This is a genomic window from Haloferax mucosum ATCC BAA-1512 (assembly GCF_000337815.1).
Lineage (GTDB): Archaea > Halobacteriota > Halobacteria > Halobacteriales > Haloferacaceae > Haloferax > Haloferax mucosum.
In genome coordinates this window covers 172097-181137 of the sequence record NZ_AOLN01000006.1, presented here as the reverse complement: position 1 = coordinate 181137, position 9041 = coordinate 172097, and the positions used below count along the sequence as shown (strand labels likewise).

The window sequence follows — 9041 nt, the reverse complement described above, 5'->3', positions numbered from 1 at the left end:
CGTAGCCTCAATATAGGTTGTATGCACCGTCCGCTGACAGTACTTCACGCTGACGACGACCCCGAGATGCTCGCGCTCTCGGAGGCCGCATTTCGACAGCTCGATACGGTTTCTCTCCTCACTGCTGGCTCGGCCAGTGAGGCTCTCGACGTGTTCTCACGTGAGCGTGTTGACTGCGTCGTCAGCGACTCGCTGATTCTTCCCAACGGGACGCCGCTCGTCGAAGCCGTTCGGAAGGAACGCGACGATATCCCAATCCTGCTGTTCACGGCGAAAGAGTGGCCCGAAGTGTCCGACGTCGTCTCGGCCGCGGGCGCCACCGAGTACGTCCAGAAGGCCGGTCCCGGCGACCTCTCGACGGTTCTTCAGCGTGTCCGTTCTCTCTCCGACGACGACGCCGACACCAGCGCTGGCGACGCCGCCGTAACGTTCGACGGCGAGTCGTCGGCGGTGGGTCGGGCGCTCTCCGAGCACGCAGACGCCACTTCGGAAGCGACCTTCGGTCTCGACGAGGAGTGGGAACTCGTCGGACAGTGGCTCGGCGAGGAGGAACTCGGCATCGTCATCGCCGAAGCCGTCGAGGCGCACGCCGGACTCTCCGCCATCGAAAACCCACTGTACGAATTCATCGACACCGACGCGCTCGAAGCGTTGCTTCGCCCCGTCATCGAAGACGAAGAGCGACCGGGTATCGAAATCAGATTCCCCTATAGCGACCTGCAACTCGCGGTCACCAGTGCGGGTGACATCTACGCCCGTCCGACCCCCGAAGAGACGCTCTACAGATAGCTAGGCGCCTGTTTCAGCAACTTCGTCGTACTGAGAGTTCTCTCTGAGACCGTTCGAACTCGGTGTTCGCGTTCGGAGAGTGGCCTGCTTATTCGAGTCTGTGCGTTCGCGGGAGTTCGTCGAACGACTCGACGCGGTACTCGCCGAGGACACAGCGCCCGCGGTGGTCGGGACCGTGTCGTTCGACGTGAATCCCGTCAAGCCCGGCGTTCCACGCGGCTCCGATGTCGCTTTCGCCGTCGCCTGCGAGGACGCCGGCAGTGCCGCCGTCGGTCAGCACGCGGTCGTCGTGTCCCAGTTGGGACACCGCGCGCCTCACCGGTTCGGCGTTGGGCTTCCAGCCCGTCTCTTCCGTACAACAGACCACGGTGTCGAACCAATCTCGTATGTCGAGGTGGTCCAAGACGGGGTCCGTCAAGAACTGTTGACAGTGCGTTACGATGCCGACCGGGCGGCCCGTGGCGTGGATTTCTTCGATGAGGCGTTCGGCGTCATCGTGGAGGTACGTCACCTCAGCACGCTTGTGCGGGTCTTCTTCGCTGTGGAAGGCGGTCCAGAATTCGGCGGGGTCGATGCCCCACTCGCGGAGGGTCGGGTCGCGTGCACCGCCGAGTCCGTGCCAGATGGTCTCTGCTTCTCGGTCGGTGAACTGGCGGTTCAACCGTTCGCCGACGCGGTCGAACACGTCGCGCGTGTACGACCACTCGGCGTCAACGAGCGTTCCGTCGAGGTCGAACAGCCAGAAATCGTAGTTATCGGCGACCATTCGGATAACTATGTAGGTCAGGACCGAATAAATGTCTTCTGTCGTTGCAGATTAGTAGTCGCCCGATTTGACACGAATCGCACTCCCGAGATATTTGTGGAGGACGTCGCGGACGGAGTCGGCGTTGAACGCGTCGAGATTGGCGGCGATTGCTTCCCGAAACGCGTCGAGTTCGGATTCGCTCGCTTGCAACTCGGCGAACGCACAAGAGACGACCGGCACATCCAGCCACGACTCCGCGAGTTGTCGCGCGTGCACGTCGTCGTTCACTTCGCCGCGCCAGAGCGCGTCGCGGAAGAACAGCCATCCCGATTCGCCGGGGTCCGGCGGCGTGACGCGAACCGTCGTCTCGAACTCGTCGGGGTCGGCGGCGACGTTCGCCGCCGTATCGAGGCGGACGCGAACGCGGAACACGTACGTCAGCGCCATCGCCGACTACAACTCGTCGTCGAACAGGTCGGCGAGGCGAAGGTCTTTTTCGGTGATTCCGCCTTCTTCGTGGCTCGTGAGGCGGACCTCGACTTCCTTGTATCGAATCGTTATCTCCGGGTGGTGGAACTCTTCTTCTGCGACTTCGCCGACGGCGGCGGCGAACGCCACGCCTTCGAGATAGTCGTCAAACTCGTAGACGCGGACGATTTCGTCGCCGTCGCGGTCCCACTCGTCGTTCAACTGTGCTTCGACCTCGTCGTTGGAGAGGACGTCTGCCATGGCGGATGTGTCGGGCGGTAAACCGATAAGGATTCTGCCGGTGTGTCACAACGCGGCGGCGACGAATCCCGGCCCGGTCACGAGCCGGTCGGTCCCCCGTCTGGAGACGACACGCCCAGTGACGGATACCGTGTCGCCGCGACCGATGCGGACCGAGGGACTGTCCCGAACACTCCCGTCACGTCCTCTGAAACCGGTCTTCCCGTCTTCCGCGGCGACGACGTAGCCGTCCGGCGGTACGCGAACCCTGACTGTTCCGGTCCCGTCGTCAACGGTAAACGGCCGAACCTCCCGTCTCGAAACCGGTCCGTCCGTCTGGTCGTCGCCCCGCCACGCGCTGACTGCCAGTCCGTCGCCCGCGACATCGACCACCCGGCCGACGACGGTCACGCGGGCGAGATCGCCGAGGTCACGAACACGCCTCCGTGGCGTTGCGTTCACCAGACGGCGGACGCGACGCTCCCGAACTCGTGCGAGGAGTCGCCGACCGAAGCGCACCGAAGACCCGAAACGCGGCGATAGCCGTGCAGGTCGAACTAGAGCGGTCATCGGGTGTCGATGGTTCCGGTTTCGTATAAGAAGTCACGCCGCTCGTGGGCGACGCGTTTCGTACATCTCGCGGCGAAAAATCAGTCGTTCGACAACTGTTCGAGCATCCGACGCGAGACGTCTTGTTCGGCCACCTCACGGTCCATGTCCATCTCGATTGGCGGGTCGTCGGCGATATCCATCGGCGAGGACGGCGCGTCCGTGGCCGTTGGACCGGACCCGGGGAGGTCGCCGAAACCGGGGTCGAACAGTCGCATCGCGGTCTGGATGGTCGTCCAATCGTCGTCGCCGGCGGCGTCGCGGAGGCTCTTCGTCGGCGCGGCCAACAGTTGCCCGATGAGCGCGTCGGCGAGCGATTCGACGGTCTCTCGCTGTTCGTCCGTGAGGTCGCCCTGCGCTTCGAGTTTCGAGAGCGCGGTCGAGACCTCGCGGCGCTTGACGTGCTCTGCGGCCTCGTACATCGAGCTAATCGCCTCGTCGGCCCGCTTTCGCTTGTAGGCGGCGAGCAGTCGGTCGAACTCCTCGTCGATCATGGCCTCGACCGTGCTGGCCGCGCGCTCGCGGCGTTCGGCCGTCCTGTCGGTGACCGTTTCGAGGTCGTCGATGTCGCGGACGCTGATACCGGTGAGTTCGTCTGCGGCGGGGTCAACGTCGCGCGGTTGGGCGATGTCGATGAGTATCGTCGATCCCGTTTCGGACAGGTGTCCGGCGGTGACGACGTACTCCGGACTGCTCGTCGCGGTGATGACGAGGTCGGCGTCGCCGAGCAAGCCGGCCATGTCGCCGAGTCCCGTCGCGTTCGTGACGCCGTGAATCTCGCGGGCGATGTGTGTCGCGTTCGAGACGGTCCGGTTCGCAACCGTCAGTTCCTCGACATCGACGGACGCGAGCGCCTTCGTGGCGAGCGTTCCCATCTCGCCCGCACCGACGACGAGCGCGGCGCTCTCGTCGATAGGGGAGTCGAGTTCCGCCCGGGCGAGTCTGACGGCGGCGCTTCCGAGCGACACCGCACCCTCGTTGATTGCCGTCTCGTCGCGGGCGCGTTCGCCGACGTGGACGGCTTTCATCAGGGCGTCTTCGAGCATCGCCCCGATTGCGCCACACTCGCGGGCCGCCTCGACGCTAGTCTTGACCTGCCCGAGAATCTGGTCTTCCCCGAGGACGAGCGATTCGAGGCCCGCGGCCACCCGCATGAGGTGCCGAAGGCTCTCTTCGTGGTCCATGTAGCGGACGCTTCCGTCTCGAACGTCGGGTGCGAAATCGTCGAGCGCGCGGCGGCCGTCGGTCGCATCGTCGGTGACGACGTACGCTTCCGCTCGGTTACACGTCTGGAGGGAGAACGCCTCCGAGACGCCGTCGCGGGCGAGGAGTCGCTTCACGACTGCTTGTGCGTCGTCACTCGAAGCGGACTCTATCTCGCGGACGTTGGCCCGGCCATGGGCCACACTCACACCGGAGATGACACCCGCGTTTCTCATGAATCACCTCGCTGTGTGTCTCGTATCACGCGCGCTACCTCTCGTCGGGGGTTTGCATCGCCGGTACGTAAAGCCTTCCAAACAGACGGGTCTCGAACTACCGCGCGAATCGCATCACGGCGCTCGGACGGAGACGTGTCAGATTCTTTGAGTTCGTCGCGGAGGTCGGCTGTCAGGGCGGCCATCGCGCCCGCTCCATCGAGTTCGGTTTCGATACGCTCGCGGAGATACTTCGAGAGAGCGGGACTCCCTCCGCCCGTCGTGATTGCGACCGACACATCGCCGTCTTCGACCGTCGCGGGAACGACGACGCTTCCGACGTCGCGGCTCCCGCTTTGGTCGGCCCGGTTGACGAGCGCGTCGCAGTCGCTCGCGGCCGCGACGATGGCGTCGTTTACCGCCGAGTCGTTCGTCGCGGCGACGACGAGCGCCGGTTCGAATCGCTCGACCCAACTGGAGACACCGTCTGCGGTCGGGGCCGCACGAATCAACTCGGCGGTGCCAAAGTCGCGGTCGCCGAACTCCGGGCTGACGACGACGGTTCGGGTTTCACGGGCGAACCGCCGCGCTTTCCGCGCGCCGACGGGACCGCCACCGAACACCAAGACCGTCTCGCCGGCGAGGTCGTGAACCAGTGGAATCATGTCACTCCGTGTTGGCGTCGGCGCGCTCGTCGAGCCTGATACCCGTCTTCTTCAGGATGCGCGTCGAAAACAGAGTGTCCCAGTCGTCGTCGCCGACCGTCCAGTAGTCGCTCATGACGTCGCGGACGCGCTCGATGCGGGCCTCGCTTTCTTCTTCGGAGCGGCCGTGGGTCATCGCAAAGAAGTTGTACGGCCAGACGCCTTCGTGTCGCGGTCGGCGGTAACAGTGAGTCACGAAGTCGAGTGACGCGATTTCGGGACCGACTTCCATCACGATGTCGTCGGGGACGTTCCAGACGGTCATGCCGTTTTCCGAGTAGCCGAGCGCGTAGTGGTTCGGAATAACGCCGACGCGGCGTACCTTCCCCTCTTCGTTGAAGCGTTTTATCGTCTCGACGACCCACGCGGTCTCTTGGTCGAGCGCGTCGGCAATGTCCGCGTAGGGCGTCTCCGTGATTGGCAACCCGCCCTGAATCTCTAGTACGAGGTCCCGTTCGGCCGGCGTGAGGGTCTGTGCCCCCGAGGGTTCTACGTCGGGACCGAGCCGTGAGAGGTCGAGGTCGCCGTCTGCGACGGGGCCGTCGAGGAGGAACTTCGCGCCGACGTGGAACTCGTGGCGCTTGGGCATGTTGTACGTCTCTTGGCCCGTCTCCGCTTCGATGTTGCCGAGGACGTCATCGACCCGCGACTCCGCGGCGACGGAGACGACGAACCACATGTTGAGATGCGGGTGTTCGCGCTCGTAGTTGTGTGCCACTTCTCTGTGGGCGTTTACTTGCTCTGCCACCTCGTCGAACCGCTCCGGCGGCGCGTGCATGGCGACGAGCGTCGCCGTGCCGCCGATTTCTTCGGCATTGACGAGCGCGCCGAATCGTGAGAGGACACCGTCTTCGTCCAGCGTCTTGACTCGCTCGCAGAGTTGCGTCGCGGTCACGTCAACCCCGCGCTCCCGGAGCGCGGCCGCGGCGGGTTCGAAGGGGCGTTCGACGACGGGGAAGCCACCTTGGAAGGCGTTGACGATGGCGCGGTCGAGACGAGAAAGGTCCGCGTCCGCCTGTATCATGTGCGTGAGTCAGGATGCGAGAGGAATAAACGCCTCGCTTGTTCTCATTTCGGCGAAACGGACGAGACAGTCCCCGAGTCCCGCGAACGCTCTCGATTCGACTGCGTTTGACCTGCGAGAGGGCGCACAAAAAGGGTGTTCGCGTTCGAGACGGCCCAGTTCGGAGTCCAAAAGCCTCGTGATTTTGGAACCCGCGGAGATCGAGCGTTACGGAACCGGCGTGACGCGCTCGACGCGGTCGAGCGATTCCAGTCCGTCGATGATTGCGTCGTGGTCCGCGGTGGCTTCGTAGTAGAACACGAGGTCGAACGTTCCCTGTCGGAGGAGTTGTTGGCACTCCCAGACGAACTCGTCACCTTCGACCGAAAGCCCTTGGAACTGGTTCGACGAGAAAGCCGTATCGTCGTTCCCGGCGTAAATCCACGAGTCGCCTTTCCCCGCGTGTTCGGCGATGACCTCGTTGATACCGACGGTGAGTTCCTGCATCTCCAAGTCCTCTTGGCTTTCGAGGTCGGTGTGGACGACAGCGCCCACAAGCTCGATTTCGCCGGGTTCGAGCAGGGCGAGCGTTCGCTGGTAGAGGTCCTCGTCGATGGTGTCGCTCATGTCCGAGTCTTCTCGGGGGGATACAAACGGGTGGCGATTCGTCGGTAGCCGCGACCCCCTTCCTGTTCTCGACTTTCTCACGTTCTTCTCCTCTCACTTCCGCTCGCGGTCCCTCGTCTTCTCTCTATCTCCCATTGCCTCACCTTCTTTCCCGCACTCTCACCTTCTTTCCCGCCCTCTCTTCTCGTCTATCTCTCTCGGTACTGCGGACTGTGGCACTCGTTGACTCGTCTATGGCGTCCCACAACCCACAAGACACATAGCCCCGGAATGCAACTCACGGTACATGTTCGGGTGGGTCCGACAGGGCTTTCGGCGTGCGTACGAGCGGGTGCTCTCTCGTGAAATCAGCGGTGCTCCCACCCACGTCGCCATCATTCAGGACGGCAACCGCCGCTACGCCAGAAAACACGGCGACGACGCGCCAGACGGCCACCGCGCCGGAGCGCAGACGACCGAAAACGTGCTGACGTGGTGCGAAGAAATCGGTATCGAAGAACTGACGCTCTATACGTTCTCGACGGAGAACTTCGACCGCCCGCCCCACGAGCGCGAACCGCTTTTCGACCTCGTCGAGAACAAACTGTACGAGTTCGCCGACTCCGACCGCGTTCACGACCGCGAGGTCGCCGTGCGGGCTATCGGCGAGGTACACATGCTTCCCGACAGAGTCCGTGAGGCTATCGACTACGCGGAATCCAGAACTGCCGACTACGACGGCTTCACGCTCAACGTCGCACTCGCGTACGGCGGTCGGGCCGAACTGCTCGGGGCCGCCCGCGACGTCTGTCGCGCCGTCGAATCCGGCGACCTCTCGGTGGACGACGTGGACGTGTCGGCGGTTGACCGCCGCCTCTCTCGGAAGCCCGTCCGCGACGTGGACCTCATCATCCGTCCCGGTGGCGACGAGCGAACCTCGAACTTCCTCCCGTGGCACGCGAACGGCAACGAAGCCGCCGTCTACTTCTGTGCGCCCTACTGGCCGGAGTTTTCGCGGGTTGACCTCCTCCGTGGCATTCGGACGTACGAGTCGCGCGAGCGGTCGTGGCAACGGACGCGGACCGAACGCGCCGTCACGCTCGTCCGGGCCGTCGCCGAAGTCGAACTGGCCGACGCGCGGGCCGTGGCAGGTCGCCTCCGGGAACAACTCCCGTCTTCGGGGGCCGACGAGGTGTCCGCCGAGTTGGCGAAGCGAAGCGACGAGATGGCGGACTGATTCGGTCTGCGGCCGTGTTCGAGTCCGTTGGTTACGACGACTCTCAAGTCCACCGCCTGTACGTCCGCCAGCAGAACCATCCCAGCAACGCTGTACTCTGCCCGAGAACGGCGGCAATAAACTCGGCTTCGTACCGCGGTCCCAACAGTAACACCGCCCCGCTGTAGACGACAGTCGGGACCAACGAGCGCCAGCCGTCGGACCGCGATTCGAGGAACAACCACGCCGGGACGACCGCGACACCGATGAGCGCCCACGGCCAGTCTGGTGAGACAGGTCGGTTGAGCCAAAGAATGACCAGCATCGTGAGCGCGAAGAAGATGTGACCGTCTTCGAGCCACTCGCTGGGCGGCGGTGGCGGAGGAAGAAGGTCGGTCCGGTCGGCTGAAGTGGAGAGCATGGGTCCCGTATTATTGTTATTACTTGGTCATATATCTGTGCGGACGACGAGAGAGCGTCAACGAGGTGCTTGCGTGCCGCGTAAGTCGATCTCTCGGCCGACTTCTGTTGCACTCTTCGAGCACGACAGCGTTTGGACGGTTCGCTGGCGCTCACCGTTCAACCCACCGTGTCGGCAGTGTCGCCACGTGATTCGGTCTACCGCCCAAACCGTCGCTGTCTGTCTTGGTAGTCCCGCAACGCCCGCAGGTAGTCTCGTTTCCGGAAGTCGCGCCAGTTCACGTCGGTGAAGTAGAGTTCGGCGTAGACGGACTGCCAAATCATGAAATCCGACAGGCGCTCCGCGCCGGTTTTGACGACGAAATCCGGTTCGTCGGGAAAGACGAGGCGGTCTTCGATATCTTCCGCGTCGATGTCGTCGGGGTCGACCTCGTCGGCATCGACTTCCTCGGCGAGCGACCGGACGACGGCGGCGAACTCGCGTTTCCCGCCGAGACCGATGTTGACCTGTACGGGTGCGTCGGCCCGTTCGGTGTCACCGGGTTCGCGGACTTCGATTTCGGCGTGGACGTCGATGTCGCGGAGTTCGCGGGCGAGTGTCGGAACGACCGCTTCGTCGAGGACGCTCACGGAGATGGTGACGCGTTCGCTTCCGAACTCGAACGCCCAGCGGACGAACGATTCGAGGGTGTCGTAAGACCCCTGTTCTAGCAGGTCGCGCTCGGTGATGACGAGCGCGACGTGCTCGGGTGCCTCGGCGTCGTCGAGGCGGAATCGGAGGGCGAGATAGTAGTCGTACAGTCCCACGCCGTGCCGTCGT

The 9041-nt window shown here is 63.9% G+C and carries 12 protein-coding genes; 2 read left to right on the top strand and 10 right to left on the bottom strand.

Annotated features, from left to right (window positions below; translation table 11 throughout):
* The first annotated feature begins 21 nt into the window (after positions 1–21).
* Complete coding sequence (locus tag C440_RS03885; protein WP_008318451.1) at positions 22–789, top strand: response regulator; 768 nt, start codon at positions 22–24, stop codon at positions 787–789.
* Positions 790–877: 88 nt separating this feature from the next.
* Here the strand turns inward: C440_RS03885 and C440_RS03880 are convergent, their stop codons facing one another.
* The 8 genes from C440_RS03880 to C440_RS03845 form a co-directional block, all read right to left on the bottom strand.
* A complete protein-coding gene (locus C440_RS03880) occupies positions 878–1555 on the bottom strand; it encodes an HAD family hydrolase (RefSeq protein ID WP_008318448.1) in 678 nt (225 codons plus the stop codon).
* A gap of 51 nt (positions 1556–1606) precedes the next feature.
* Positions 1607–1984, bottom strand: a complete 378-nt coding sequence (gene lwrS, locus C440_RS03875) for an LWR-salt protein (RefSeq protein WP_008318446.1) — start codon at positions 1982–1984, stop codon at positions 1607–1609.
* A 6-nt stretch (positions 1985–1990) separates the two neighbouring features.
* Positions 1991–2266 (bottom strand): 4a-hydroxytetrahydrobiopterin dehydratase, encoded by a 276-nt coding sequence (locus tag C440_RS03870; protein ID WP_008318444.1) that lies wholly within the window; start codon positions 2264–2266, stop codon positions 1991–1993.
* A 45-nt stretch (positions 2267–2311) separates the two neighbouring features.
* Entirely contained in the window at positions 2312–2815 is a 504-nt protein-coding gene (locus C440_RS16970; protein WP_241431984.1) for a hypothetical protein, read from the bottom strand.
* An 80-nt stretch (positions 2816–2895) separates the two neighbouring features.
* Positions 2896–4293 carry a glutamyl-tRNA reductase gene (hemA, locus tag C440_RS03860; RefSeq protein ID WP_008318440.1) on the bottom strand — a complete coding sequence of 466 codons (1398 nt, stop codon included), beginning with the start codon at positions 4291–4293 and terminating at the stop codon, positions 2896–2898.
* Complete coding sequence (locus C440_RS03855) at positions 4290–4937, bottom strand: precorrin-2 dehydrogenase/sirohydrochlorin ferrochelatase family protein (RefSeq protein ID WP_008318439.1); 648 nt, start codon at positions 4935–4937, stop codon at positions 4290–4292. Before C440_RS03855 ends, hemA begins: the two co-directional genes overlap by 4 nt.
* Before the next feature lies 1 nt (position 4938).
* Positions 4939–6000 (bottom strand): siroheme decarboxylase subunit beta, encoded by a 1062-nt coding sequence (ahbB, locus tag C440_RS03850; protein WP_008318438.1) that lies wholly within the window; start codon positions 5998–6000, stop codon positions 4939–4941.
* 207 nt (positions 6001–6207) lie between these two features.
* Positions 6208–6606, bottom strand: coding sequence for a DUF5778 family protein (locus C440_RS03845; RefSeq protein WP_008318437.1), 399 nt, complete (start codon positions 6604–6606; stop codon positions 6208–6210).
* A gap of 286 nt (positions 6607–6892) precedes the next feature.
* Between C440_RS03845 and uppS the strand changes: the two genes are divergently transcribed.
* A complete protein-coding gene (gene uppS, locus C440_RS03840) occupies positions 6893–7822 on the top strand; it encodes a polyprenyl diphosphate synthase (RefSeq protein WP_008318436.1) in 930 nt (309 codons plus the stop codon).
* 43 nt (positions 7823–7865) lie between these two features.
* On the opposite strand, the gene C440_RS03835 is transcribed toward uppS, so the two are convergent.
* Positions 7866–8222: a hypothetical protein gene (locus C440_RS03835; protein WP_008318435.1), complete on the bottom strand. Its 357-nt coding sequence runs from the start codon at positions 8220–8222 to the stop codon at positions 7866–7868.
* A gap of 197 nt (positions 8223–8419) precedes the next feature.
* Entirely contained in the window at positions 8420–9028 is a 609-nt protein-coding gene (locus C440_RS03830) for an undecaprenyl diphosphate synthase family protein (protein WP_008318434.1), read from the bottom strand.
* Between the last annotated feature and the right edge of the window lie 13 nt (positions 9029–9041).

What these genes read in the sequence shown, in the direction of transcription:
- C440_RS03885 (WP_008318451.1), top strand. Translation starts at nt 22, where the DNA reads ATGCACCGTCCGCTGACAGTACTTCACGCTGACGACGACCCCGAGATG.
- C440_RS03880 (WP_008318448.1), bottom strand. Translation starts at nt 1,555, where the DNA reads ATGGTCGCCGATAACTACGATTTCTGGCTGTTCGACCTCGACGGAACG.
- lwrS (WP_008318446.1), bottom strand. Translation starts at nt 1,984, where the DNA reads ATGGCGCTGACGTACGTGTTCCGCGTTCGCGTCCGCCTCGATACGGCG.
- C440_RS03870 (WP_008318444.1), bottom strand. Translation starts at nt 2,266, where the DNA reads ATGGCAGACGTCCTCTCCAACGACGAGGTCGAAGCACAGTTGAACGAC.
- C440_RS16970 (WP_241431984.1), bottom strand. Translation starts at nt 2,815, where the DNA reads ATGACCGCTCTAGTTCGACCTGCACGGCTATCGCCGCGTTTCGGGTCT.
- hemA (WP_008318440.1), bottom strand. Translation starts at nt 4,293, where the DNA reads ATGAGAAACGCGGGTGTCATCTCCGGTGTGAGTGTGGCCCATGGCCGG.
- C440_RS03855 (WP_008318439.1), bottom strand. Translation starts at nt 4,937, where the DNA reads ATGATTCCACTGGTTCACGACCTCGCCGGCGAGACGGTCTTGGTGTTC.
- ahbB (WP_008318438.1), bottom strand. Translation starts at nt 6,000, where the DNA reads ATGATACAGGCGGACGCGGACCTTTCTCGTCTCGACCGCGCCATCGTC.
- C440_RS03845 (WP_008318437.1), bottom strand. Translation starts at nt 6,606, where the DNA reads ATGAGCGACACCATCGACGAGGACCTCTACCAGCGAACGCTCGCCCTG.
- uppS (WP_008318436.1), top strand. Translation starts at nt 6,893, where the DNA reads ATGTTCGGGTGGGTCCGACAGGGCTTTCGGCGTGCGTACGAGCGGGTG.
- C440_RS03835 (WP_008318435.1), bottom strand. Translation starts at nt 8,222, where the DNA reads ATGCTCTCCACTTCAGCCGACCGGACCGACCTTCTTCCTCCGCCACCG.